Consider the following 25,605-nt stretch of genomic DNA (forward strand, 5'->3'; position numbering starts at 1 on the left):
TCGGGCATCAGATCAGCTCCTTGTAGCTGTCGTAGTCGGCGTCGGGTTCGCCGGTGGGCCGGTAGTGGTCGGGGTAGCGCCCGTCGTCGGCCCAGACAGGTTCGACGCGCAGGCCCATCCGGACCTGGTCGTAGGGGATGCCTCCGATGCGTGCGTGCAGGGCCAGGTCGGCTCCGTCCAGGGCGATGTGGGCGTAGACGTAGGGGACTTCGATGTCGAGGTTGCGGGCCTTGATGTTGACGATGCAGTAGGTGGTGACGGTGCCGCGCGGGCCGACCTCGACCTGGGTGTCGGTGGCGACGCCGCAGGTGGGGCAGGCGCCGCGGGGCGGCACATAGACCTTGCGGCAGGAGGGGCAGCGTTCGCCGATGGTCTTCCGTCGGCCGAGTTCCTTGAGGTAGCGGGACTGGGCGCGGCCCGGCGCGTAGGTGTAGTCGAGGCGGGCGGGGGTGGTGATGCCGGTGACGGGGTCGGCGAAGTGGCCGTCGTGGTCCGCAGGTTGGCCCTCGGCGGGCGGCCCGTCGTGGGGTTCGAAGCAGGCGATGTCGGTGATGGCGCCGGTCCGTTCGGCGGCCCAGCGGATGCGGACCCGCATGCCGGTGTGTACGGCGTCCCGGCCGGGTGCGTCCAGTGCGTGCAGCAGGGCGGTGCCGGCACCGTCGAGCCTGACCAGCACCCAGGCGAAGGGCGTGGCGAGCGGCTGTCCGCGGCGCGGGGACGGGTTCCAGGCCCAGGTGGTGACGGTGCCGGTCGGGGCGACCTCGACGAGTTCGCGGGTCTCTTCGGAGGTGACCGGGTCGTATTCGGTGGGCGGCACGACGATCCGGCCGTCGCCCGCCCGGACGCCGAGGACGGTACGTTCGCGCAGTCCGGTGAGGAAGGCGCTCTGGACGGGGCCGAGCGAGCGGGTGAAGGGGAATTCCACGACGAGGGGCGCCGTGAGGACCTCTGACATGCGGGACTCCTTGGGTGAGGCGCGGTGGCGTAGCGCCTTGGGCCGGACGGGCGCGGCGGGTGCGCCGGACGCCGCGGCGGGGCGCGCTCCCCGGGCCTGAGGGCCGGCGCTCCTGGATTCAGGCGCGCCGGAAGACGGGCGGGCGCTTCTCCGCGAAGGCCCGGGAGCCCTCCTTGGCGTCCGCGGTGTCGAAAATCGGCCAGCCGCGGGCGAGTTCGGCCGCGAGCCCGTCGGTCTCGGTCATCTCGGCGGTCTCGTAGACGGACGCCTTGACAGCCTCGACGGCGAGCGGGCCGCAGGAGTTGATCCGTTCGGCGATCTCCAGGGCCTTGTCCAGGGCGGTGCCGTCGGGGACGACGTGCCCGATCAGACCGATCCGTGCGGCCTCGGGCGCCGGATAGGGGCGGCCGGTGAGCAGCATTTCCAGGGCGTGGGTGCGCGGGATCTGGCGAGGGAGGCGGACGGTGGAGCCGCCGATGGGGAACAGTCCCCGTTTCACCTCGTAGAGGCCGAAGGTCGCGCTCTCGCCCGCGACCCGGATGTCGGTGCCCTGCAGGATCTCGGTGCCGCCCGCGACGCAGTGGCCCTCGACGGCGGCGATCACCGGCTTGCGGGGGCGGTGGTGGCGCAGCATCGCCTTCCAGTGCAGGTCGGGGTCGTCGCGCAGCCGGTCGCGGTAGTGCTCGCCAGCCATGCCGTCGCCCGCGAGTGCCTTGAGGTCCATGCCGGCGCAGAAGGTGCCGCCCGCGCCGGTCAGCACCACCGAACGGATCGCGTCGTCCTCGTCGGCGGCGATCCAGCCGTCGTACAGGCCCACCAGCATCGGCAGCGAGAGCGCGTTCTTCGCCTCCGGCCGGTTGAGGGTGAGCACCAGTGTCGCGCCGACGCGCTGCACGGTGAGATGTTCCGTCCCGCCCATTCCGTACTCCCGTCTCCAGACGTAGAACAGGTTGCAGTAGGCGTACGGCGACTTCAAGAGTTTTCTGACAGGTAGTCAGTTTTCTTCGCCGGGGCCCTTCCCTGCTGCTGCGCGCGGCGCTCTAATGGCCGCCGAGCCGACGCCCGGTACGGTCTGGAGGAGACGTGGAGTACAACCTTGCCGACCTCTTCGAATCGATCGCCGACACGGTCCCCGATCGCGAGGCCCTGGTGTACGTCGACCATCCGGGCAGCGGAGCGGAGCGCCGGCTGACCTACGCGGAACTCGACCGCGCCGCCAACCGCCTCGCCCACCACCTCGCAGGACACGGCATCGGCCCCGGCGACCACGTCGGGCTGCACCTCTACAACGGCGTCGAGTACCTGCAGACCCTCTACGCCTGCCTGAAGATCCGCGCGGTACCGGTGAACGTCAACTACCGCTACGTGGAAGAGGAGTTGACGTACCTCTACCGGGACGCCGACCTCGCCGGGCTCGTCTTCGACGGGGAGTTCACCGCACGGGTGGCCGCCGCCCTGACCGGCGCGCCGAAGCTCCGCCACCTCGTGCGGGTCGGCGCGCCGCCCGCCGGTGCCCCGGAACCGGCCGTGGCGCCCGTACCGCTCGCCGAAGCCGAGGCGGACGGATCGCCGGAACGCGGCTTCGGCCCGCGCTCCGCGGACGACCAGATCATCATCTACACCGGCGGCACCACCGGCATGCCCAAGGGCGTGATGTGGCGCCACGAAGACCTCTTCTTCTCCGGGACGGGCGGCGGCGCGCCGACCGGAGAGCCGGTGCAACGGCCGCAGGAACTGGCCGAACGGGTCGCCGCCGGCGGCGAAGGGCTGGTCTTCTTCCCCACTCCGCCGCTGATGCACGGCACGTCCACGCTCACCTCCCTCATCGCCTTCCACTTCGGCCAGAAGATCGTCGTGCACCGCAAGTTCGTGCCGGAAGAGGTGCTGCGCACCATCGAGCGGGAGAAGGTCACCTGCGTCTCACTGGTCGGTGACGCGATGCTGCGCCCGCTGGCCGACGCGCTGGCCGGGCCGCTCAAGGGCACCGACTGCTCCACCCTGTTCAGCGTGAGCAGTTCGGGCGCGATCCTCTCGGACACGGTGCGCGCGCAGTTCACCGCGCTGGTGCCGCAGGCCATGCTGCTCAACAACTTCGGCTCGTCCGAATCCGGCTTCAACGGCACGGCGACCGACGACTCCGGGCCGGAGAAGGGCTTCCGGCTGCACGTCAACGACCGTACGGCGGTGGTCGATCCGGTGACACACGCGCCGGTCGCGGTGGGCGAGGCGGGCCGGATCGCGCTGCGCGGCCATGTGCCGCTCGGCTACTACAACGACCCGGTCAAGAGCGCCGAGACCTTCTTCGAGGCGCGGGGCGACCGGTGGGTGCTGCTGGGCGACATGGCGACCGTCGACGAGGAAGGCATCGTCACCGTGCTGGGCCGGGGCTCGCAGTGCATCAACTCCGGTGGCGAGAAGATCTATCCGGAGGAGGTCGAGCAGGCGCTCAAGGCCCATCCCGACGTCTATGACGCGCTGGTGGCCGGCGTGCCGGACGAGCGGTGGGGCAGCCGGGTGGCCGCCGTCGTGCAACTGCGGGACGGGGCACCGCGGTTGGATCTCACGGAGATCCAGGACCACTGCCGCACCCGGCTGGCCGGGTACAAAGTGCCGCGCGCCCTCGTGCTCACCCGGCACATCCAGCGCTCACCCAGCGGCAAGGCGGACTACCGCTGGGCGAAGGCGGTCGCGGCGGGCACCCGGGAGGGGTGAGCGGGTCCTCCGGCGTGCGCACCCGGGAGGGTGAGCGGGCCCTCCCGGCGCGCGCACCCAGGACGAACGGGCATGCCGGGGGCAGACGTTCACGGACTCCGGGCGTCCCGCCCCGCCGACGGCGGGTCAGCCGCCGCACACCGACCGCAGGGCGCGGGCCAGCGCGGCGGTGTGCAGCGCGTCGAGCCGCTGCGCGTGCCACACCTGTCCGGCTGCCGCGCCCAGCACCACCGGGCACTGCGGCGCCGAGCGCGCGGCATCCGATGCGGCGATGGCCCGCACCAGACCGGTGTTGATGCGGTTGATCTTCTCGCGGACCTCGTTCAGGTCCGGGCGCTCGGCCGGCACCTGCCCGGGATCGGCCGTCCACCGGCGGTGCAGCTCCCGCTGGACGACCTTGCTCGCCTCGATCTGGTCCCGGAAGATCCGTTTCGTGGCCGCGGGGTCAGCGCCCAGCTGCCGCGCCTGCGCCGCCACCGCGTCCAGCACCTGCTGCTCACGGGCCGGATCGTCGATGGGCCCGCCGGTGCCCCACTTGGCTGCGGCCACCAGATCGCCGACCGCGTCCCGCTCGACCGACAGCGCGGCGAGCGGACGCAGCGCGGCGTAGGAGGAGTGCGCGGCGGGCGCCGGGCGGGCCGCCGGGGCGGGCGACGGGGCCGCCGCCGCGGTGCCCGTGGCGGCGGCGGTCGCGGTGAACAGGACGGTCGCTGCGGCGCCGGCGGCCAGCAGACGGCGCGGCAAAGTGGTCAGGTGCACGGTCAGCCCTTCTCGAACCGGAATTCTCCGCCCGACCGTACCCGCAGGGCGGGCCCCGACCCGCCCTGATCCGCCAACCGCCTCTGGCACCATGGGAGATCAGCTACGAGAGGCAGGGCCGGCTGTGACCTGGGACGCGGAATCGTTCGACCGCTTCGAGCGGGCCGGCTGGCAGGGCCGCGCCGACGCCTACCGCGACGGCTTCGGGCGCCTGGCCGCCCGCTTCGTCGAACCGCTCCTCGACGCCGCGGGGGTCGGCGCCGGCAGCCGCGTCCTGGACGTGGGCTGCGGGCCGGGGACGGTGTCCGCCGCGGCCCTGCGGCGGGGCGCCGAGGTGACCGCGGTGGACGCCTCGCCCGAGATGGCCGCCCTCGCGGCGCGAACGCACCCCGGCCTCGCCGTCCGCACCGCCCTCCTGGACGAACTCCCCTTCGCCGACGGCGAGTTCACCGCCCTGGTCGGCAACTTCGTCATCAACCACCTGGGCGATCCGGCCGCCGGGCTCGCGGAGATCCGCCGGGTCCTGGCACCGGGCGGGCGGCTGGCGCTGACCTGCTGGGAGAAGGAGGCGATGCGGGCGCTGGCGCTGTTCGGCGAGTCCGTCGCCGAGTCCGGGGTGCCCTACCCGGACGAGGTGCCACTGTCCGGCCCCTTCCTGGCCGACTCCACGGCCCCGGACCGGCCCACGGCCTTCTGCCGGCTGCTGGACGAGGCCGGTTTCGCGTCGGCCGACGTGGAGACCCTTCGCCTGCTGCACCGCGTCGACCCCGGCCAGTGGTGGTCGGACGTCACCGCCGGCACCCCGCTGACCGGCGCCGTCGTCTCCCGGCTCGACCCCGGCTCGCTGGCGGCCGTACGCCGGACGTACGACCGGAAGGTGGCCGCCCACGCGGTCGGCGACGGCTTCGTGGCGCTCCCGGCCGTGGCCCTGCTCGGCAGCGCGACCCGGCCGGAGTGAGGCCGGCCGGGCGCGGCGGGCGGGTGAGCCGGGTGCAGCAGCACGGCGGGGGCGCCGCTTCGTCGCCCCACACCCGGTATGCCAGCCGCACCTCACCCACCTGCACGTTCCGTACATCGCTCATGGGCTCGGCGTACCCGCGGGCCGTCCGCCTCATGCCGCCCGCCTGTTCGCCACACGCAAATCATCCGGCTCTCCTGCACCACGGAACGGCCGGTGGCCACCGAGGAGTCGGTCCGGCCCCTCCGGTCCTGCCCATGTCAGGACGGGTCGCCCGTGATCAGGGAGAACGGGGCTCCCGCCGGGTCCTTGAGCGCGGCGATCCGGCCGACACCAGGTACGTCGGACGGGGCCATCAGGACCGTCGCGCCGCCGCCGGTGGCCGTGGTGAAGGTCGCGTCGCAGTCGGTGACACCGAAGTACGGGTGCCACTCGGGCGTCGAGCCGGCGTCCCGGTTCTCCCGGGGCAGTTGCATGATGCCGCCCTGGCCGGTGTCCTCGCCCTTGCCGCCGCCCGGCGAGGAGACGACGCTGTAGACGATGCCGTCGCCCATCGGCATGTCCTGCGCGTCCCAGGAGAACACCGAGCGGTAGAAGGACTTCGCCGCGCCGGCGTCGGTGGTGTAAAGCTCCGTCCAGCACAGGGAGTTGGCCTCCGACACCGTCTCCAGGCCCTGGACGTCGCCGGGCTGCCAGACGCCGAAGTCGGCGCCTGTGGAGTCCGTGAAGGCCGCCATCCGGCCCGCGGTGAAGACGTCCTGCGGCGGGACGCGGACCGAACCGCCTGCCTGCTCGACGCTCTTGCGGGTGGCGTCCGCGTCCGGGGTCTGGAAGTACACCGTCCAGGCGGAGGACGCGCCGGTCTCCGTGAGCGGGCCGATGCCGCCGACGGTCCTGCCGTTGAGCTGGAAGAAGCCGTAGCCGCCGGCGTCCGGGCCCGCCGACTGGAAGGTCCAGCCGAAGACGGTGGTGTAGAAGCCGGCCGCGGCCTCGGTGTCGGGGGCACCGAGGTCGAGCCAGTTCGGTGTGCCCGGTACGTAGTCGGTGGTGAGCATGGGTGGTCCTCCGGTGTCCTTCGTCCTGCGCGGGGCGCTGTGCGGTACGGGGCCGGGGTGGTGCCGTCCGGACCCGCGGAGAGCTGCGAACGGTGGTGCAGCCGAACCGGCCGACAGTGACACAGAGTTATCGTCGGCGGGGGTTCCGGCCATTTCTCAGCATGCCAGGGGGCACTGACAGTCGCTCTCCGTACACCCGGCGCCCGCGGCTGTCCGGGCGGCGCCGCCCCGCGCGGCCGGCCCCGGCCCTCGGCCCCCGGCCCGTGGGCTCAGCCGTCGGCGAAACGGGCGCGCAGCTCGCGCTTGAGTACCTTGCCGCTGGCGTTGCGCGGCAGCGCGTCCACGAACAGGACCCGTTTGGGTGCCTTGAAGGCCGCGAGCCGGGTCCGCGCGGCGTCGATCAGCTCCCGCTCCCCCACCGGGCCCGCCGCCTCCGGGCCGTCGGCTGCCGGGGTGCGCCGGACGACAACGGCGGTCACCGCCTCGATCCAGCGGTCGTCGGGCAGCCCGATGACCGCGACCTCCGCCACCTCGGGGTGCGCATACAGCACGTCCTCCACCTGGCGCGAGGCGACCAGCACCCCGCCGGAGTTGATGACGTCCTTGACCCGGTCGACGACGGTGAAATAGCCGTCGGCGTCGCGTACCGCCAGATCGCCGGAGTGGAACCAGCCGTTCCGGAATGCCGCGGCGGTCTCCTGCGGCTTGTCCCAGTAGCCGGTGCACAGCTGGGGCGAGCGGTAGACGATCTCGCCGCGCTCGCCGTCGGGCACCTCGGCGCCCGCCTCGTCCACCACGCGCGCCTCCACGAACAGCACCGGACGCCCACAGGAAGCCATCCGGCCTGCGTGCTCGTCGGGACCGAGTACGGTGGCCAGCGGGCCGATCTCGCTCTGGCCGAAGCAGTTGTGGAAGGCGAGTTCCGGCAGACGGGCCCGCAGCCGTTCCAGGACCGGCACCGGCATGACCGAGGCACCGTAGAACGCCTTGCGCAGCGCGCCCAGATCCCGGTCGCCGAACTCCGGGTGGTTCGCCAGCGCGATCCATACCGTCGGCGGCGCGAAGAGGCTGTCGACCCGGCCCGCCTCCACCAGGTCGAAGATCTGCCGCGGATCGGGCCCGTCGACGATCGTGTTCTCCGCGCCCACCGCCAGGTAGGGCAGCAGGAAGACGTGCAGCTGCGCGGAGTGGTACAGGGGCAGGGCGTGCAGCGGCCGGTCGGTCTCCTTGAGGTCCAGGGCGACGACGGCACTGGTGTACTCGTGGACCAGCGCGCGGTGCGTCATCATCGCGCCCTTGGGGAGCGCGGTGGTTCCTGAGGTGTAGAGGAGCTGGACGAGTGCGTCGTCGGGCACATCTGCCGGGACGTCCGGCTCTTCCGCGTCCGCCGCCTGCGCCTCGCGGATCCGTTCCAGCAGTGCGCCGGGCGCGTCGCGCAGCGGCATGGCGGGGAGCGACGGCGGCAGGTGGTGCGCCTGCCCCGGGTCGGTCAGGACCAGGGCGCTGCCGGACTGTTCCAGGAGGTAGCGCAGGTCGTCGCCGGTGAGGGCGTGGTTGACGGGGACGTGGACGAGACCGGCGCGGGCGCAGGCCAGGAAGCCGATGAGGTAGGCGTCGGAGTTGTGTCCGTAGGCGGCGACCCGGTCGCCCGCGGCGAGTCCGGCGCCGCGCAGCACCCGCGCCGCCGCGGTCACCGCGCGGTCCAGTTCCCGGTAGGTCCAGGCCCGGTCGGCGTACCGCACCGCCGTCCGTCCCGGCACCCGCCGCGCGCTGCGCCGCAGCACTCCGTCGACCGTATTGCTCCGCACTCGCGTCATGGCGTGATACTCGGACGCGCCCCGTGCCGGGTCAAGGGACCGGCACGGGGCGGCCCGTGCGGTGTCGTGCGCAGGGCCGTCGCTACACGGCGCGCTCGCGGCCCTCCCAGTACGGTGCGCGCAGCCGCCGCTTGTAGAGCTTGCCGTTGGGGTCGCGCGGCATGGTGGCGATGAAGTCGACGGATTTGGGGCGTTTGTAGCCGGCCAGGTGCCGGGCGCAGAACGCGAGGAGGTCAGCGGCCAGTTCGGGGCCCGCGCGGTGTCCTTCGGCGGCCTCGACGACGGCCTTGACCTCCTCGCCCCAGTCGTCGTGCGGGATGCCGAAGACCGCGGCGTCGGCGACGGCGGGGTGGCCGAGCAGGGCGGACTCGATCTCGGCGGGGTAGATGTTGACCCCGCCCGAGATGATCATGTCGATCTTGCGGTCGCGGAGGAAGAGGTAGCCGTCCTCGTCGAGAAAGCCGAGGTCGCCGACGGTGAAGAAGTCGCCGATCCGGTTCTTGCGGGTCTTCCCCTCGTCCTTGTGGTAGCTGAAGCCGCCGGTGCTCATCTTCATGTAGACGGTGCCGAGTTCGCCCGCCGGCAGCCGGTTGCCTTCGTCGTCGAAGACGGCCAGTTCGCTGATCGGCCAGGCCCTGCCGACCGTGCCGGGTTTGCGGAGCCAGTCGGCCGCGGTGGCGAAGGCGCCGCCGCCCTCGCTCGCCGCGTAGTACTCCTCGACGCAGTCGCCCCACCAGTCGATCATGGCGCGCTTCACGTGGTCGGGGCAGGGCGCCGCCCCGTGGATGGCGTGCCTCATGGAGGTCACGTCGTAGCCGTCCCTGGTCTCCTGCGGGAGGGCGAGCAGCCGGTGGAACTGGGTGGGGACCATGTGGGTGTGGGTGCACCGGTGTGCGTCGATCAGGCGGAGCATCTCCTGGGGCTGCCAGCGGTCCATCAGGACCAGCCGGTGCCCGATGTGCAGGGAAGCGCCCGCGAATTGGAGCACGGCGGTGTGGTAGAGCGGCGAGCAGACGAGGTGGACGTTGTCCTCGAAGGGGCGGATGCCGAAGATGCCGAGGAAGCCGCCGAGGTGGGACTCCTCGGGCCGGATGCCGGGCAGCGGGCGGCGGATGCCGCGGGGACGTCCGGTGGTGCCCGACGTGTAGTTCATGACCCAGCCGAGGGTGCGCTCCTCCGGGGGCGAGGAGGACTGTCCGTCGAGGAGCCCGCGGTAGGGCCGGAAGCCGTCGATGTGCCCGACGGCGTAGCGATGGGTGGCCGGAAGCCCGGCCTCGTCGGCGGCGGACCCGGCCGCTTCGGCGAACCGCTCGTGGGCGATCAGCACCTTGGCGCCGGAGTCGGCGACGATCCAGGCGATCTCCGGGCCGACGAGGTGGTGGTTGACGGGCACCAGGTAGAGGCCGGCCTGGGACGCGGCGAGGTAGGCGGTGAAGAACTCCACCCCGTTGGGCAGGACGGCGGCGAAGACGTCGCCGCGTTCCAGGCCCGCCGCGCGCAGCCCGTGGACCAGTTGGTTGCTCGCGGCGTGCAGCCGTCCCGCGGTCCACTCCTCACCGTCCGGGGCGATCAGCACGGTGCGGTCCGGGTCGGCCGCGGCCTGCGCCCAGAAGCCGGGCGGCGGTGCGGAGTTGTCCGTCATGGCGCTTCCTCCTCGGGAGCTGGGCTTCCTCGTCCAGGGGTCAGGCGCGTCCCGCGATGCGGTTGATGCGGTCGATGGCCCGCTCGAAGCCGCGGGTGAGCTCGTCGAAGACGGCCTGCACGCTGCGTTCGCTGTTCATCCGGCCGACGATCTGGCCGACCGGGGTACCCAGCAGCGGCTCGACCTCGTGGCGCTGGATACGGGAGTTGGCCTCGGCCACCAGGAGGCCCTGGAGCGGCATCGGGAGGGGCCCCGGGCCGCTCGGGTCGTCCCAGGCGTCGGTCCATTCGGTGCGCAGCTGGCGGGCGGGTTTGCCGGTCAGCGCGCGGGAGCGGACGGTGTCGCCTGGACCTGCGGCGAGGAGCTTGGCGGTGAGCCTGCGGGAGTGCAGTTCGGCCTCCTCGCAGGTCAGCCAGAGCGAGCCGAGCCAGACGCCCTGGGCGCCGAGCGCGAGCCCGGCCGCGATCTGCTCACCGGTGCCGATCCCGCCGGCCGCCAGCACCGGCAGCGGGTCCACGGCCGCGACGACCTCGGGGGTGAGGACCATGGTGGCGATCTCGCCGGTGTGCCCGCCCGCCTCGTAGCCCTGCGCGACGACGATGTCGATGCCGGCGGCCTTGTGGTGGCGGGCGTGCCGGGGGCTGCCGGCCAGCGCGGCGACGCGGACGCCGTGGTCGTGGGCGCGGGCGATGACGTCGGGCGGCGGCGAGCCGAGTGCGTTGGCGAGGAGGGCGATCGGGTAGTCGAAGGCCACGTCGAGCTGGTTGCGGGCGACTTCCTCCATCCAGCCGGTGATCCGCCAGCCGGACGCCTCGCCCGCGGCGAGCGGCGGGACGTGGTGTTTGGCGAGGATCTCGGCGGCGTAGCGGCGGTGCCCGTCCGGGATCATCGCCTCGACGTCGGCCTCGCTGACCCCTTCGACCTTCTTGGCGGGCATCACCACGTCGAGCCCGTACGGCAGCCCTTCGGTGTGCTGCTGCATCCAGTCCAGGTCGCGGGCGAGTTCGTCGGGGGCGGTGTAGCGGACGGCGCCCAGTACGCCGAAGCCGCCGGCCCTGGTGATCGCGGCGGCGACCGCGGGGAACGGGGTGAATCCGAAGACGGCGTGCTCGACGCCCAGCGTGGTGCTCAGCTCCGTCTGCATGGGCGCAGGATGCCGCAGCGCGCCGTATCAGGGAAGAGATTTTCTGATGCTGCGTCAGTTTTCGGGCGGACGGACGGCGGTGGCCGGCACATCCGACGGCGCGCCCTTCACCCGTCCCTCACCCGTCCTCCAGCACCGCCATCGCCGCGTTGTGCCCGGGGATGCCGCTCACTCCGCCGCCGCGCACCGCGCCCGCCCCGCAGAGCAGGACGTTCGGGTGCCCGGTCGCCACGCCCCAGCGTCCGGCGGCGGTGGCGGCGGCTCCGTCGTCCGGGTCCGCGTACGGGAAGGCGAGCTCGCGGTGGAAGATGTTGCCGTCCGGCAGGCCCAGTTCGCGGTCCAGGTCGAGGGGGCTGCGGGCCTCGATGCACGGGCGGCCTTCGGCGTCGCGTGCCAGGCAGTCGGCGAGCGGTTCGGCCAGGTGACGGTCCAGTTCGGCGAGGGTGGCGGCGAGCAGCCGGTCCCGGGTGTCCGCACGCTCCGGGGTGTCGCCCGCGAACAGCCGGGCCGGGGTGTGCAGCCCGAAGAGGGTGAGCGTCTGGTAGCCCCGGCGGACGAGGTCGGCGCCGAGGATCGAGGGGTCGGTCAGCGAGTGGCAGTACAGCTCCGACGGCGGCGCCGAGGGCAGCCGGCCGGCCGCGGCCTGCCGGTGGGCGGTCTCCAACTGGCCGTATCCCTCGGCGACATGGAAGGTTCCGGAGAACGCGTCGCGCGCATCGACGCGGGTGTCCCGCAGCCGCGGCAGCCGGGTCAGCAGCATGTTGACCTTGAGCTGGGCGCCTTCCACCGCGGGCGGCGGGCGCTCGCCCAGCAGCCGGGCCAGCTCCCGTGGTGCGGCGTTGACCAGCACCCGCCTGGCCCCGACGGTGCCCGCTTCGCAGGTCACTTCGGCGCCCTTGGTGTCCGCCGCCAGGGCCGTGACCCGGCAGCGGGTGACGATCTCGGCGCCGGCCCGGCGGGCGGCGTCGGCCAGCGCGTCGGTGAGCGCGCCCATCCCGCCGATCGGGACGTCCCAACTGCCGGTGCCGCCGCCGATGACGTGGTAGAGGAAGCAGCGGTTCTGCCGCAGCGACAGATCGTGGGCGGTGGCGAAGGTGCCGATCAGGGCGTCGGTGAGGACCACGCCGCGCACCAGGTCGTCGGCGAACGCCGCTTCGACCGCTTCCCCGAGCGGACGCTCGAACAGCGCTTCCCACGTGGCGTCGTCATCGACCCTGGCGCGCAGCGCTGCCCGGTCGGGCAGCGGCTGGGTGAGGGTCGGGAAGACCCGCTGCGCGACCCGGCCGGTGGCCGCGTGGAAGCGCTGCCAGGCGGTGAACTCCGTGTCGGATCCGGTGAGTTCGGCGAACGACCTGCGGGTGCGGCCTGGGCCGTGGCCGATCAGGAGGCCGGTCGGCCGCCCGTCGCGCAGCGCGGGGGTGTAGGAGGAGACGGGACGGGTGCGGACCGCGAAGCGCAGCCCGAGGTCCTGCACGATCTTCGGCGGCAGCAGGCTCACGAGGTAGGAGTAGCGGGACAGCCGGGCGTCCACCCCGGCGAACGCCCGGGTCGACACGGCGGCACCACCGGTGTGGTCCAGCCGCTCCAGCACCAGCACGCTGCGTCCGGCGCGTGCGAGATAGGCGGCGGCCACCAGTCCGTTGTGCCCGCCACCGACGATGACCACGTCATACGAAGTCCGTTGCGGCATCCCTCTTGGTAGCACGCGGTGTTCACGGCCGCCAGGCGCAGGCGGCTGAATCCTCGCCCCACGACAGCGGGGCGTCTTGACCGGACGGGGGCGGCTCCTGGATGAGTGGGGTCCGAGCCCGCCCCGCCGGGCGCGGATCCGGACCTCACCCGTCCAGGAGCCGCGCTCCGCACGCCCCTTGAGGTGACCCGTGCCCCCTGTTCCGGTTTCCCGCATCGGCCGCACCCTCGCCGGACTGACCGCCGCAGCCGCCTGTACGGCGGCCCTGCTCGCGGCATCGGAGCCGGCTTCCGCCACACCGGACTCCCCCGGGAAGTCCGGCGCCCGGCAGGCCGCAGGGCACTATCCGAACCTGGCCCCGACCCCGCCGATGGGCTGGAACAACTGGTCGTACTACATGTGCGACATCAACGAGAAGACCGTACTCGGCAACGCCAGGGCACTGGTGCGCAGCGGCCTGGCGAAGAAGGGGTACGACACCGTCACCGTCGACGACTGCTGGATGACCAAGCAGCGCGGGCCGCGGGGCGAGCTGGTGGCCGACCCGGTGAAGTTCCCGCACGGCATGGCGTACATCGGACGCCAACTGCACGCCATGGGGCTGCGGTTCGGCATCTACGAGGACGCGGGGACGGCCACCTGCGAGAAGTACCCCGGCAGCCTGGGCCACTACCGGCAGGACGCCGAGCTGTTCGCCCGCTGGAAGGTCGACTACCTCAAGTTCGACGGCTGCAACCTGCCCACCCGGCAGGGGCTCACCAAGGAGCAGACCTACCGCGACGCCTACGGCCTGATGAGCCGGGCGCTGCGCGACACCGGCCGCCCCATCACCTTCTCGGTGTCCGCTCCTGCCTACTTCCAGTACGACGACGAGCGGACCTGGCACCAGGTCATCGGCTGGTCGGGCGAGGTCGGCAACCTCTGGCGTGAGGGCCGCGACATCGCCCTTGAGAAGCACGCGCCGGCGGCGAAGTGGTCGTCGGTCCTCTACAACTTCGACTACAACGCCCGGCTGGCCGGCCTCCAGAAGCCCGGCCGCTGGAACGACCCCGACTACCTGCTGGCAGGTGACTCGGGCCTGACGGCGGCGGAGATCCACAGCCAGATGGCGCTCTGGGCGACGATGGCCGCGCCGCTGATCTCCAGCACCGACCTGACCAGGCTCTCCCCCACGGCGCTCGACGTGCTCGGCAACCGGGAGATCATCGCCGTCGACCAGGACCCGCTCGGTGTCCAGGGCGTGCTGGTGCACCGCGACGCGGAATCGGCGGTGCTGTCGAAGGAGCTGAAGAACGGCGACCGCGCGGTGGCGCTGTTCAACTCGGGTGACGTCCCGCGGACGGTGTCCACCACCGCGAGTGCCGCCGGACTGCCGCCCGCCGCCTCCTACCGCCTGCGCGACCTGACCACCGGACGCACCACCCACAGCCGCGGCGCCGTCACCGCGAAGGACATCCCGCCGCACGCCACGGTGCTCTACCGCGTCACCGCGCGCTGACCGTACGGCTGACGCGCCGTCGCCGCCGGGGCGGCCTCACCACGGCCGGTCCGCGGGCTCCCGGTGGTCCGCGCCTGCCCTGCGGAGCGCGGCGGCCCTGCGGTAGAGGGCGGTGGCCTCGTCGGTCCTGCCCAGCCGCTCCAGGCACTGGGCCTCGTCGGCGCGGGCGGCGAAGGTGTCGGCGTGGGCCGGGCCCGCCTCCCGTTCCCTGACGTCCGCGACCTCGCGGTACAGGCCGAGCGCCTCGTCCCAGCGGCCGAGCCAGCCCAGCGCCACCGCCCTCTCGCGCAGGCTGACCAGGGTGTCGGGGTGGCCGGGGCCGAGCGCGGTGGCGCGTCGCGCGGCCACCTCCCCTGCCTCGGCGAGCGCTTCCTCCCAGCGGCCCAGGCGGCCGAGGCCCACACCCAGGCCGTGCCGGGCCCGGAGCGTCACCGCCGCGTCGGGGCCGTGCGTCCGGGTGTGGCCCGCGACCAGCTCACGGTGGGCTTCGAGCGCATCGGCTGCGCGGCCGAGCCTGCCCAGGGTGAGGGCGACGTCGGAGCGGGCGGCGAGCGTGTCGGGGTGGTCGGCGCCGCAGGCCGCCGCCCGCGCGTCGGCGATCTTCCGGTACTCCCCCAGCGCCTCCGTCCACCGGCCCAGCCGGCCGGCCAGGCAGGCGGCTTCGCCGCGGCTGCACAACGTGTCGGGATGCCGCTCGCCCAGCACCGCGGCCCGCGCGCCCGCCACCTCGCGGGCCGTGCGGTACGCGTCCTCCAGGCGGCCGAGCCGGCCCAGGCCGACCGCGAGGTCGTGGCGGCAGCTGAGGGTGCCGGGGTGGTCGTCGCCCCGCGCCCTGCGGAGTCCGGCCAGCACCGCCGCGAGGATCTGGTGCGCCTCGAAGTGCCGGCCGAGACGGGCCAGGGCCTCGGCCGTACGGCGCCTGGCTTCGAGGGTGTCGGGATGGTCGGGCCCGAGGAGCCAGGCGCGTTCATCGGCGACCGCGCGGTGCACGGCGGCGGCCTCGTCCCAGCGGCCCAGGCGGCCGAGGCCGATGCCCGCGTCGTGCCGCTCGCCGAGCCCGGCGATGGTGTCGGCTGAGGCGGCCTGCGGCGGACCGGCCGACGGTGTTCCGGCCCCACGGGACGGCGGTCCCGTCCAGGCGCCGGTGAGCTGCGCGAGGGCGGGGCCGGGGCCGCCGCGTCCGGGCGACCGCGCGCCGCCCGCCGGGGAGCCGATGCCCATCCCCCGGGTCCAGGAGGGCAGCCGCCGGGTGCGGGCGGCCGGCACCGTGTCCTGCACCGCCCGCGGCTGCCTGCCGTGGTGACCGCGGCGGGCGTCCGCGAGGCGCGCGGTCAGCTCACCGGCGTCCACCGGCCGGTCGTCCGGGTCCTTGGCGAGCAGCTCCAGCATGATCCGCTCGTACGGTTCGGGCAGTTCGGGCCGGCGGGCGCGCGGCGGTTCGGGGGCGGCGTCGCGGTGGCCGACGAGGACCGCCCAGGCGTCGCCATCGCCGAACGGCGGGGCCCCGGTGGCGATTTCGTAGAGCACGCAGCCCAGCGAGTACAGGTCGCTGCGGTGGTCCACGGTTCCGGCGTCGATCTGCTCGGGCGACATGTAGTGCGGGGTGCCCATGGCGATGCCGGTGCCGGTCAGCCGGGCGGTGAAGCCGATGTCGTGGCCGAGCCTGGCGATGCCGAAGTCGCAGATCTTGACGGTGCCGTCGGCGGTCCTGACGATGTTCGCCGGTTTCAGGTCGCGGTGGACCACGGCGTGTTCGTGGGTGTAGGCGAGGGCCGCGGCGACCTGTTCGGCGATGTCGATGACGTCGGGGACGGGCAGCGGGTGGCGGCGGTTGTCCTCAAGGAGTTGGCTGAGGTTGCGGCCGGTGAGCAGTTCCATGACGAGGAAGAGGGTGCCGTCGTCCTCGCCGAAGTCATGGACGACGGTGATCCCGCGGTGCTGGAGCGCGGCGGCGACCCGCGCCTCGCGGCGGAACCGTTCGCGCAGCACCCGCAGCGTCTTCGGATCGCGCCGACTGCCGAGCGGTTTGAGGCACTTGACGGCCACCTGACGCCCGAGCGAGGTGTCCCGCGCCCGCCACACCTCCCCCATGCCGCCGCGCCCGATCCTGTCGAGCAGCCGGTAACGCCCGTGCATCAGCTCGCTGTCCGCCATCGTCCGCCGCCGCCCCCGTCCGCGCTGTCCACCGCGCAGCTCCCCCTGCGTGCCCTGCCCGTCCAGTATGGCGGCGGAGCGGGGGCGCTTGTAGGGCACCGGGCGGCGGGGCGCGTCACCGCCGTACGCGCGGCATACCCAGGCCGATCCAGGAGATGATCTCGCGCTGGATCTCGTTGTTGCCGCCGCCGAAGGTGAAGATGACGGCGGAGCGGTAGCCGCGTTCCAGTTCGCCGTGGAGCACCGCGCCGGCCGAGCCCTCCTTGAGCGGTCCGGCCGCGCCGACGACTTCCATCAGCCAGGCGTAGGCGTCGCGGCGGGCCTCGGAGCCGTGGACCTTGACCGCCGACGCGTCCTGCGGGGTGAGCGTGCCCTGCTGGAGCGCGTCGACCATCTGCCAGTTGAGCAGTTTCATGGCGTCGAGTGCGGTGTGGGTGCGGGCCAGCCGGCCGCGGACCCAGCCGATGTCGATGACCCGGCGGCCGTCGGCGAGGGTGGTTGCCGCCGCCCAGCGCTGGACGTCGTGCAGGGCGCGGATGGCCATCGTGCCGTGGGCGGCGAGGGTGACCCGCTCGTGGTTGAGCTGGTTGGTGATGATCCGCCAGCCCTTGTTCTCCTCGCCGACGCGGCGGGAGGCCGGGACCGTGATGTTCTCGTAGTGGCTGGCCGTGGTGTCGTGCGAGGCGAGGGTGTTGATGAGGGTGCAGGAGTAGCCGGGGTCCGACGTCGGCACCAGCAGCATGGTGATGCCTTTGTGCGGCGGGATGCCGTCCGCGGGCTCCGTGGTGCGTACGGCGAGCCATACCCAGTCCGCGGTGTCGCCGTTGGTGGTCCAGATCTTCTGCCCGTTGACGAGGTAGTGGCCGCTCTCCTCGTCCCCCACGCGCCGTGCGCGGGTCTTGAGGGCGGCGAGGTCGGTGCCGGCGTCGGGCTCGCTGTAGCCGATGGCGAAGTCGATCTCGCCGGAGAGGATGCGGGGCAGGAAGTACGCCTTCTGTTCGTCCGTGCCGAACTGCATAATCGTCGGGCCGACGGTGTTGAGCGCCATCAGCGGCAGCGGCACACCGGCCTGCGCGGCCTCGTCGAAGAAGATGAACTGCTCCATCGGCGACATGCCACGGCCGCCGTACTCGACGGGCCAGCCGACCCCGAGCCAGCCGTCGCTGCCCAGGCGCCGCACGGTGTCGCGGTAGAACCGTTTCTGGGCGGCGGGGTCGAAGTGGCGGGCGTAGGCGTTGTCCGGCACGAGCCCGGCGAAGTACGTCCGCAGTTCGGCGCGCAACCGCTGCTGTTCGGGGGTGTATTCGAGGTGCACGGCCCCTCCAGTTCGTCCGCTCCCGGTCTCCGGCCCTGCGGGGCCCAGTTTCTGACGGGCCGTCGGTTACCGGATCGGCAGCAGAGTAGAACGCGTTGCAGAAATGCGGAAGGGCGCGCGCGGGGGCGGCGACGGCGCGGCCGATGGCTCGCGCCGCGCCTCGTCCGCCCACCGGGGTGCGGCGGCCGGTGGGCGGCGTCCGTCAGCCGCCCGGCGGACGGGTGTGCGGGGCGGGCAGCGGGTCGGGGAGCGGGCCCGGTGCAGGGCCCGGCGTCGGCGGGGCGGGGTGGGGCGGAATGGGGTCGGGCTCGGGCGCCGGGACGGGGGCCGGCACCGGGTCGGGGCCGGGAGCGGGGGCGGGTCCGGGCGTCGGCCCGGGTGTCGGGCCCGGCGGGCCAGGGCCAGGGCCCGGGGTGGGCGGGACGGGGTCGGGGTGCGTGGGGCCCGGCGGCCCCGGCGGCTGCGGCACGGTCACGGTGAGCGCCTCCTTCGCGGGTCGGGGTGCGTGGGGCCCGGCGGCCCCGGCGGCTGCGGCACGGTCACGGTGAGCGCCTCCTTCGCGGGTCGGGTCGGCCCGCCCCGGGCCCACGACCGGGTCCGGGCCGGGGACGGCACGTCCTCCGCCCCGGGTTACCGGTGCACGGCGTCCGGAAACCCGGGTGACGGTGCGCGCACGGAGGGTGGCGACGCCGGGGGTGCGGGCGTATGCGACGAGCCGGGCCGGATGCGTACGCAAGGGCGCGGCCGGAGGTGGCGGAGGCGGCGCTCGGACCGTCCGGGGTCGCCCGCCCCGGACGGTCCGAGCACCGCCCTCAGCCCTCAGTCCCCCAGTCCTCAGCTCTCAGCTCTCAGCTCTCAGCTCTCAGCTCTCCAGCATCCCCGATGTGTCGAGGACTTGGCGGATCGCACGCCCCGACGCGAGTTCCTCCAGGGCCTCGTTGATGTCCGTCAGCGGCAGGGTGCCGGTGTGCATCTTCTCCACCGGCATCAGGCCGGCCCGCCACAGGTCGAGGAAGCGCGGGATGTCGCGGCGCGGCACCGCGTCGCCCATGTAGGAGCCCAGCAGGGACTTGCCCTCGCCCGCGAAGGCCAGGGCCGGTACCTCAAGGACCCGGTCGGGGGCGGGCAGGCCGACCGAGACGACCCGGCCGCCGCGGGCCACCGCCGCCAGGCACGCGGCCATCACCTGGGGACTGCCCACCGCCTCCACCGCCAACTCGGCGCCGCCGGAGGTGAGTTCACGTATCTCCTCGATGGCGTCGGCGGGATCGTAGGCGTGGGTGGCGCCCAGCCGCAGGGCCAGGGCGCGCTTCTCGGGCACCGGGTCCACGGCGATGACGGGGTAGGCCCCCGCCGCGCGGGCGCCGAGCACCGCGGACAGGCCCACGCCGCCCAGGCCGTACACCACCGTCGCCTGTCCGGGCCGCAGCGCCGCCGTGTTGATGACCGCGCCGGCACCCGTCAGGACCGCGCAGCCGAACAGGGAGGCCACCGAGAAGGGGACGTCCCGCGGGATCGGGACCACCGATTCCTGTGCCACCACCGCGTATTCGGAGAAGGCGGAGACACCCAGCTGGTGGTGGACCGTCTCGCCCGCGGCGTCGGTGAGGAGCGAGGGTCCGTGCAGCAGGGCTCCGCTGCCGTTGGCCGCCGCCGCCTGCCCGCAGAGCGCCGGCCTGCCCTCCGCGCAGTGCCGGCAGAAGCCGCAGCTGGGGACGAAGACCAGCGCCACGTGGTCGCCGGGCGCGACCCGGCCGACGCCGGGCCCGGTCTCCTCGATCACCCCCACCGCTTCGTGGCCGAGCGCCATCGGCAGCGGACGCACCCGGTCGCCGTTGACCACCGAGAGGTCCGAGTGGCAGAGGGACGCGGCGGCGATACGGACCAGGACCTCGCCCTCCCGGGGCGCGCCGAGGTCCAGCTCCTCCACCTCGACGGGGCGGCTGCCGGTGTACGGGCGGGCGGTCGATGTGCCGCGGAGCACCACCGCGCGGGTCTTCACTGCGTCACCTCCGCACGCGGTGCGCAGCGCAGGACGTCGCGGCTCTCCAGCAGCGGTACGACCTTGCCGAGCACGATCTCCTGGAAGTGGGCGGAGGCGCAGTGCGCGGTGAAGTCGGCCTCACAGGCGTACTCCTCGTACAGCACGACCGCGCGCGGGTCCTCGATGCCCTGGTGGACGCGGTAGCCGAGGCAGCCAGGCTCCTGGCGGGAGGCGGTGGCCATCGCGTCGAGGAGGGTGAGGACGGTGTGCTCCGCATCCGGCCTGGTGCGGTAGCGGGCTAGGACGACGTAGGTCACAGGGGTCACTCCTGGGGTGGTGCGGGTCGTTTGAGTGCGGACGGCGGGACCGGCGGCAGCTGGTCGCGGCGCAGGTGCCACAGACGGGGGTCGGACGTGGCGGCGGCGGCCGAGCCCAGGGCCAGCGCCACCGCCACGTCCGCGGGCGATTCCACGAAACCCGCGGCGACCGAGGGGGACATCGCGCGCTGCGCCTGCGCGCTCATCCGGCCGATGATCGGGGCGGGCATGATCTCGACCAGGTCCGGCGCCCCGCGTGAGATCGCGTCGAGGGAGCGGCGCAGGTTGGAACGGTCGGTGACGAACACCTTCATCATGGTCAGCAGGCCGAGCGGGCGCCCCTTCTCTATGAGGGAGAGCCGGGTGCTCACCACACCGTGCGCGCCGAGGTTCTTGAGGAACTCCAGCGCGCCCCGGTCCTGCGCGAGACCGGGGCTGCTGTCGACGTTCACGAACACGGTCTTCCCCGCCCGGCCCAGCGCCGGCACGACCTGGGGCAATTGCCCCACGGCGAACGACGCGAGGATGCCCACCTTCGCCGGTGCGGTCAGGAACTGCCGCAGCGGCTGGGTGCCGACCACCGACGCGACGACCGGCACCTCGGCGAAGACCGAGGAGAGCCGGGGGTCGAGCGCGGTCCGGGAGGAGTGATTCATGGCGAGGGCCTGCCTGGGAGGGAGAGGGTGCGCGCCGCCCGGATCAGTGCAGCGGGGACGTACCGAATCGGCTGGGAAGGCCCAGCTTGCCAGGGTTGAGGATGCCGATCGGGTCCAGGGCCTGCTTCACGGCGACGAAGGTCGCGAAGCCGGCGCCGAGGGATTCCTCCAGGTAGGGGCCGCGCAGCAGGCCGCAGCCGTGGTGGTGGCTGAGCGCCGCCCGGTGCTTGATGAGGACGGCGTTGGCGGCGTCCCAGACCGAGCGGTACCAGTCGCGGCGCGCCGCGGGGTCCACGTCGCCGCGCAGCGAGAAGTAGACGCAGGCGCCGTCGGTGTACGCGTGGGACTGGTGGGCCGAGGCCGCCAGGGTGCCGGGCACCGCCTGGATCGCGGTCACCACCTCGTCGTAGATGACCGGCAGGTCGGCCCAGGACGCGGCCATCTCCAGGGTGTCGGCGACGAACCCGGGGCCAGGGGTGAAGCCGTCCGACGACTTGCCGACCAGCATCCGCTCGTCCAGCCAGCGCGCGAAGACCGCCTGGCTGTCCAGCTCGGGGCCGTACGCGGCGCACACCTCGGCCGCCACCTTCAGCGAGGCGTCCACGATCGCCGGGTCGCCCTCGTCGGCGATCAGCAGCAGGTTGGTCTCCGGGTGACCGAAGTGGGTGCCCGATTCGAGGGCGTCGTACAGGCGCAGGACGGCCGGGGTGGCGCCGCGCTGCATGATCTCGCGGCAGGCGTCGAGGCCCTGCGCGAAGGTGTCGAAGCCGAAGGCGACGGCGTTCGCGTACTCCGGCAGCGGGTGGACCCGCAGCCGCGCCGAGACGATGACGCCGAGGGTGCCTTCGGAACCGACGAACAGCTGGCGCAGGTCGGGGCCGACCGCGGCGCGGGCGTAGTCGCCGTAGGTGGCGCGGGTGCCGTCGGCGTGCACGACGTCGACGCCGACGACCATGTCCTCGATCTTGCCGTAGCGGGTGGAGAGCTGGCCCGCGCCGCGGCAGGCGATCCAGCCGCCGACCGTGGAGACGGCGAACGCGGAGGGCCAGTGGCCCGTGGTGACGCCGTACTCCTCCTGGAGCTGCTTCTCGAAGAGGTCGCCGAACATGCCGGCCTCGACGTCGACCACGTTCGAGACGGGGTCGAAGCCGGTGATGCGGTTCAGCGCGCAGACGTCCAGGACGACGCCGCCGAAGACGGGCAGCGCCGCGCCGGTGACGTTGGAGCGGCCGGCCGACGGGGTGACCGGGATGCCGGCCTGGTGGCAGATCCGCAGGACGGCGGCGACCTGGTCGGCGTCGGCCGCCTCGACGATCACGGCGTCCGGCGTCGCGGGGCGGCCCTCGGTCTCGCCGATCATCGATCCGGCCCACCAGTCGCGGGTCCGGGTGACGACCTCGTCGCGGGCGGTGTGCACGGCCTGCGCGGCGTCGCGCAGCGCCTCGATCACCGGCGCGGGCACCTCGACCGGGTCGGCCTGGAGGGCGGCATCGCCGTCACCGATCGGGATGTTCTGCGCCCACTTGGCGCGGCTGGGGGCGCCGATGGTGTAGTTGCCGCGGTTGAACGGGTGGGTGATGGTCTGACGGCTGATCATGCTGCTGCTCCTTCGAGGAGGACGGTCTTCTCGTGACGGATGTCTTCGAGGTACGCGGCGACCGAACGGTCCACCTCGGCCTCGGTGAGGTTCAGTTCGCGGCCGAGCAGGGCACCGACGGCGGCTGCCGCGTCCGCGGACGCGTCCCGGGCGAACAGGCGGGCGCGCAGCCGGCGGGACAGCACGTCGTCGACGGAGCGGGCCAATTCGGCGCGGGCCGCGTAGACGACCTCGGCCTTGGTGTACGGCAGTCCCGCGACGATCGGCTCGGCCAGCTCGGGGTCGTCGGCGATCAGGTCGCCGACGAAGCGGGCCTCGGTGCCGTAGCGCTCGCCCAGGTGCGCGGCGATGCCGCCGGACGCGGCGACCGCTTCGGCGTCGTAGCCCGCGCCGCCGAGCAGCGGGAGCTTGGCGGTGCGGCTCGCGCCCTTGCGGCCCAGGACCGTCATCACCTTGTCGACGACCAGCTCGCCCATGTGCCGGCTGGTGGTGAGCTTGCCGCCGGTCACCGTCACCATGCCGGTGGCGCCGACGGTGATGTGGTGGTCGCGGCGCATGTCGAGGGTGGCGCCCTCCTTGCCGCCGACCAGCGGGCGCAGGCCGCCGATGGAGCCGACCACGTCGTCCGGGGTGAGCTTGCCTTCGAAGGCGGTGTTGGCGCCCTCCAGAAGGAAGTTCATCTCCTCGCGGGTGCAGTGCACGTCGTCGACGGAGCCCTGGTAGTCCTCGTCGGTGGTGCCCAGGACGACGCTGTTGCCCCAGCGGGTGCAGGTGGCGCGGCGGGCCCGGCCGGGGATCGGCACGGTGACCGTGCAGTTGATCCGCACCTTGTCCCACGGCACCACGATGTGGACGCCCTTGGCGGGGCGCACCTGCGGCCGGTGCCCGTCGTCGGCCATCGCGTCGACCTGGTCGGCCCACACGCCGGTGGCGTTGACGACGGCGCGGGCCCGGACGTCGATCCGGTCGCCGTCGGCGATGATCCGGGCGCCCGCCGCCTTGCCGTGCTGCACCAACAGGCCCTCGGCCGCGGCGCCGTTGAGCACCGTCGCGCCGAGCGCGGCTGCGGTCCGTACGAGGGTGAGGACCAGCCGGGCGTCGTCGGTGCGGGCGTCGAAGTACATCAGCCCGCCCTTGAGGTTCTCCGCGCGCAGCGTCGGCGCCTGCGCGAGGACCTCGGGGACGGTCAGGCGCTGGTGGAGCTTGCCGATCCGCCAGCCGCCGACCAGGTCGTAGGTCCACAGCAGGCCCTCGAATCCCTTGGCGAGGCGGGCGTCGAAGATGCCCTCCTTCTCCAGGATCGGGAAGAGGAACGGCAGCCGGTGCACCAGGTGCGGGGCGTTCTTGCGGAAGCGGTGGCGCTCCAGGAGCGAGTGGCGCACGAGGTTGACGTTGCCCTGCTCGATGTAGCGCAGGCCGCCGTGCACCATCTTGGAGGACTTCGACGACGTGCCGGAGGCGAAGTCGTCCTTCTCGACGAGGGCCGCGCGCAGTCCGCGCGATGCGGCGTCGAGCACGGCGTAAGCCCCGGTGATGCCGCCGCCGATCACGACCACGTCGTAGGTGTCGTCGGCCAGCCGGCGCTTGGTCGCCGCGCGGTCGAGCAGCAGGGGCGTCCGGCGGGTCGCCGCGGCGCTGCGCCGCGGCTTCCGGGCGGGCATGGTGATCACAACATCAACTCCTGGTGTTTCGGTGCGACGGCCGCGGGGTCGGGTCCTGGCGGCCGTCCGTATGACGGAACGGGCCGTCAGTGGGGGGTGTGCGGTGGGTCGGGCTGCAGTGCGGGGTCCTTGAGGTGTGCCGCCAACAGGTCGCGCCAGTCGGCCCGTTGGGCGGTCCGCTCCCGCTCGTCGACCGACGGCTCGAAGATCCGGCCGCGCGGCTGTGCGTCGACGGCCTCTTCGAGCGAGGACCACAGGCCCTGGGCGACGCCGGCCAGGTAGGCGGTGCCGCGCAGGCTCGCGGTGGCGGAGTCGGCGACCCGCTCCAGCGGCAGTCCTGTCAGGTCGGCCTGGATCTGCATCAGCGGATCGCTGCCGGAGACGCCGCCGCCGATCCGCAGGCGGGTGAACGGCGCGCCCATGGTGTCCGCGACCCCGTCGATCAGGTCGCACACCGAGTGGGCGATCCCGTCGAGTACGGCGCGGGCCAGGTCGGCGCGGGTGGTGGCGAGGGTGAGTCCGGTGAGGGACGCGGTGGCCTCCGGGTGCCAGACCGGCGTACGGACCCCGGCCAGCGCCGGGACGAAGCGCGGGGTGCGTCCCGGCCTGGTGGGCACCCGGCCCGCTTCCTCGCCCAGTTCCTTCGGCGAGGCGAACAGGCCCAGGTCGTCGCAGAGCCAGCGCAGTGCGGAGCCCGCCGTGGAGGTGTACGCCTCCAGGCTGTAGTGGCTGGTGTCGCCCTGCCGCCTGCCGGGCTGAGCGAGCACCCCGGTGATGTCGGGCCGCGGCAGGGCGGGCGTGGTGCCGGTCGCGGCGTCGACGAAGGCGCCGGTTCCGTACACGCACATGCCCTGGCCCGCGGCGAGGCCGCCGAGTGCGATCAGGGCGGCGTGCTGGTCTCCCATGGAGGCGGCCAGCGGGACGCGGATGCCGAGCGCGTCCGGGTCGGTGGTGCCGAATCCGCCGTCGTCGGAGCGGAGTTCGGGCAGCAGGTCGAGGGGGAAGCCGAGGCGGCCGATCCACTCCTCGTCCCAGGCGTGCGCGCTGAGCAGGTAGCCGCCGGTGGAAGCGGCGTTGGTGGGGGTGGTGGCGTGCACGGCGCCGCCGGTGAGGCGCCAGATCAGCCAGGTGTCGACGGTGCCGAAGGCCAGCCGGCCCGCGCGGTGGGCGGCGGCCACCTCCGGGTGCCCGGCGATCTGCCGGGCGACCCAGAGGAACGGTGCGCGGGCGCCGACCGGCCGTCCCTGGCGGGCCAGCAGCACGGCGTCCCACTCCGCCTCGTAGGCGGTGAGTTCCTGCGCGTACCGCCGGTCCTGCCACACCACGGCGGGCAGCAGCGGGCGCCCGGTGACCTTGTCCCACAGCATCACGGTGGCCCGCTGGGTGGAGAGGGCGACCGCGGTGATCTCGATGCCGTCCTCGTGGGCGCGGGCGACGGCGCGGCGGGCGACGTCCAGGGTGGCGGTCCAGATCTCCATCGGGTCCTGCTCGACGGAGCGGTCGTCCGGGTGGCTGACCTCGATCGCGCGGTAGAACACCTCGTGGGCGGCGCCGGAATCGAGGACGACGCCGGCCCGGGTGCCCGTGGTGCCCTCGTCGATGGCCAGCACTCCGCGCCGTGCGGCGGCGCCGGGGAACGTCTGCGTCATGGCAGCCCTTTCATTGCGAGCATCACGAGCTGTACGGGGGAG

The 25,605-nt window shown here is 73.5% G+C and carries 19 protein-coding genes; 3 read left to right on the forward strand and 16 right to left on the reverse strand.

What is annotated here, in order from left to right; all coding sequences use genetic code 11:
- Positions 1 to 7 precede the first annotated feature (7 nt).
- Both ACGFNI_RS31335 and ACGFNI_RS31340 read right to left on the reverse strand, forming a co-directional pair.
- Positions 8 to 955, reverse strand: a complete 948-nt coding sequence (locus ACGFNI_RS31335) for a Zn-ribbon domain-containing OB-fold protein (protein WP_393688421.1) — start codon at positions 953 to 955, stop codon at positions 8 to 10.
- A 118-nt stretch (positions 956 to 1,073) separates the two neighbouring features.
- Positions 1,074 to 1,874, reverse strand: a complete 801-nt coding sequence (locus ACGFNI_RS31340) for a crotonase/enoyl-CoA hydratase family protein (RefSeq protein ID WP_393688422.1) — start codon at positions 1,872 to 1,874, stop codon at positions 1,074 to 1,076.
- Between the two features lie 164 nt (positions 1,875 to 2,038).
- Between ACGFNI_RS31340 and ACGFNI_RS31345 the strand changes: the two genes are divergently transcribed.
- Positions 2,039 to 3,667 (forward strand): acyl-CoA synthetase, encoded by a 1,629-nt coding sequence (locus tag ACGFNI_RS31345; protein ID WP_393688424.1) that lies wholly within the window; start codon positions 2,039 to 2,041, stop codon positions 3,665 to 3,667.
- Positions 3,668 to 3,793: 126 nt separating this feature from the next.
- Here the strand turns inward: ACGFNI_RS31345 and ACGFNI_RS31350 are convergent, their stop codons facing one another.
- Positions 3,794 to 4,426, reverse strand: coding sequence for a chorismate mutase (locus ACGFNI_RS31350; protein WP_393688426.1), 633 nt, complete (start codon positions 4,424 to 4,426; stop codon positions 3,794 to 3,796).
- A 124-nt stretch (positions 4,427 to 4,550) separates the two neighbouring features.
- Here ACGFNI_RS31350 and ACGFNI_RS31355 point away from each other — a divergent pair, with 124 nt between their 5' ends.
- A complete protein-coding gene (locus tag ACGFNI_RS31355) occupies positions 4,551 to 5,384 on the forward strand; it encodes a class I SAM-dependent methyltransferase (protein WP_393688428.1) in 834 nt (277 codons plus the stop codon).
- Between the two features lie 260 nt (positions 5,385 to 5,644).
- Here ACGFNI_RS31355 and ACGFNI_RS31360 read toward each other — a convergent pair whose 3' ends face one another.
- From ACGFNI_RS31360 to ACGFNI_RS31380, 5 genes are all read right to left on the reverse strand, one after another.
- Complete coding sequence (locus ACGFNI_RS31360) at positions 5,645 to 6,439, reverse strand: VOC family protein (RefSeq protein ID WP_393688430.1); 795 nt, start codon at positions 6,437 to 6,439, stop codon at positions 5,645 to 5,647.
- Between the two features lie 269 nt (positions 6,440 to 6,708).
- Positions 6,709 to 8,256 (reverse strand): fatty acyl-CoA synthetase, encoded by a 1,548-nt coding sequence (locus tag ACGFNI_RS31365; protein WP_393688432.1) that lies wholly within the window; start codon positions 8,254 to 8,256, stop codon positions 6,709 to 6,711.
- 82 nt (positions 8,257 to 8,338) lie between these two features.
- A complete protein-coding gene (locus tag ACGFNI_RS31370; protein ID WP_393688434.1) occupies positions 8,339 to 9,898 on the reverse strand; it encodes an acyl-CoA synthetase in 1,560 nt (519 codons plus the stop codon).
- A 40-nt stretch (positions 9,899 to 9,938) separates the two neighbouring features.
- The gene (locus ACGFNI_RS31375; protein WP_393688436.1) at positions 9,939 to 11,042 is read right to left on the reverse strand and encodes an NAD(P)H-dependent flavin oxidoreductase; all 1,104 of its coding nucleotides are present in this window, start codon (positions 11,040 to 11,042) and stop codon (positions 9,939 to 9,941) included.
- 118 nt (positions 11,043 to 11,160) lie between these two features.
- On the reverse strand, positions 11,161 to 12,732 hold the full coding sequence (locus ACGFNI_RS31380; protein WP_393688438.1) for a phytoene desaturase family protein: 1,572 nt from the start codon (positions 12,730 to 12,732) through the stop codon (positions 11,161 to 11,163).
- A 190-nt stretch (positions 12,733 to 12,922) separates the two neighbouring features.
- Between ACGFNI_RS31380 and ACGFNI_RS31385 the strand changes: the two genes are divergently transcribed.
- Entirely contained in the window at positions 12,923 to 14,230 is a 1,308-nt protein-coding gene (locus tag ACGFNI_RS31385) for a glycoside hydrolase family 27 protein (protein ID WP_393688440.1), read from the forward strand.
- 36 nt (positions 14,231 to 14,266) lie between these two features.
- Here ACGFNI_RS31385 and ACGFNI_RS31390 read toward each other — a convergent pair whose 3' ends face one another.
- The 8 genes from ACGFNI_RS31390 to ACGFNI_RS31425 form a co-directional block, all read right to left on the reverse strand.
- A complete protein-coding gene (locus tag ACGFNI_RS31390) occupies positions 14,267 to 16,384 on the reverse strand; it encodes a tetratricopeptide repeat protein (protein WP_393688442.1) in 2,118 nt (705 codons plus the stop codon).
- Between the two features lie 115 nt (positions 16,385 to 16,499).
- On the reverse strand, positions 16,500 to 17,699 hold the full coding sequence (locus tag ACGFNI_RS31395; protein ID WP_393688444.1) for an acyl-CoA dehydrogenase family protein: 1,200 nt from the start codon (positions 17,697 to 17,699) through the stop codon (positions 16,500 to 16,502).
- A gap of 862 nt (positions 17,700 to 18,561) precedes the next feature.
- Positions 18,562 to 19,701 carry a zinc-binding dehydrogenase gene (locus ACGFNI_RS31400; protein ID WP_393688446.1) on the reverse strand — a complete coding sequence of 380 codons (1,140 nt, stop codon included), beginning with the start codon at positions 19,699 to 19,701 and terminating at the stop codon, positions 18,562 to 18,564.
- Positions 19,698 to 20,000: a putative quinol monooxygenase gene (locus tag ACGFNI_RS31405; RefSeq protein ID WP_393688448.1), complete on the reverse strand. Its 303-nt coding sequence runs from the start codon at positions 19,998 to 20,000 to the stop codon at positions 19,698 to 19,700. The genes ACGFNI_RS31400 and ACGFNI_RS31405 overlap by 4 nt, the downstream gene beginning before the upstream one ends.
- 5 nt (positions 20,001 to 20,005) lie before the next feature.
- Positions 20,006 to 20,656, reverse strand: a complete 651-nt coding sequence (locus tag ACGFNI_RS31410) for a glycerol-3-phosphate responsive antiterminator (RefSeq protein WP_393688450.1) — start codon at positions 20,654 to 20,656, stop codon at positions 20,006 to 20,008.
- A gap of 43 nt (positions 20,657 to 20,699) precedes the next feature.
- Entirely contained in the window at positions 20,700 to 22,253 is a 1,554-nt protein-coding gene (locus tag ACGFNI_RS31415; protein ID WP_393688452.1) for an FAD-binding oxidoreductase, read from the reverse strand.
- Positions 22,250 to 23,923: an FAD-dependent oxidoreductase gene (locus tag ACGFNI_RS31420; RefSeq protein WP_393688454.1), complete on the reverse strand. Its 1,674-nt coding sequence runs from the start codon at positions 23,921 to 23,923 to the stop codon at positions 22,250 to 22,252. The genes ACGFNI_RS31415 and ACGFNI_RS31420 overlap by 4 nt, the downstream gene beginning before the upstream one ends.
- 77 nt (positions 23,924 to 24,000) lie before the next feature.
- Positions 24,001 to 25,563 (reverse strand): FGGY family carbohydrate kinase, encoded by a 1,563-nt coding sequence (locus ACGFNI_RS31425; protein ID WP_393688455.1) that lies wholly within the window; start codon positions 25,561 to 25,563, stop codon positions 24,001 to 24,003.
- Between the last annotated feature and the right edge of the window lie 42 nt (positions 25,564 to 25,605).

It is taken from the genome of Streptomyces sp. NPDC048644 (genome assembly GCF_043199105.1).
Taxonomy (GTDB): domain Bacteria; phylum Actinomycetota; class Actinomycetes; order Streptomycetales; family Streptomycetaceae; genus Streptomyces.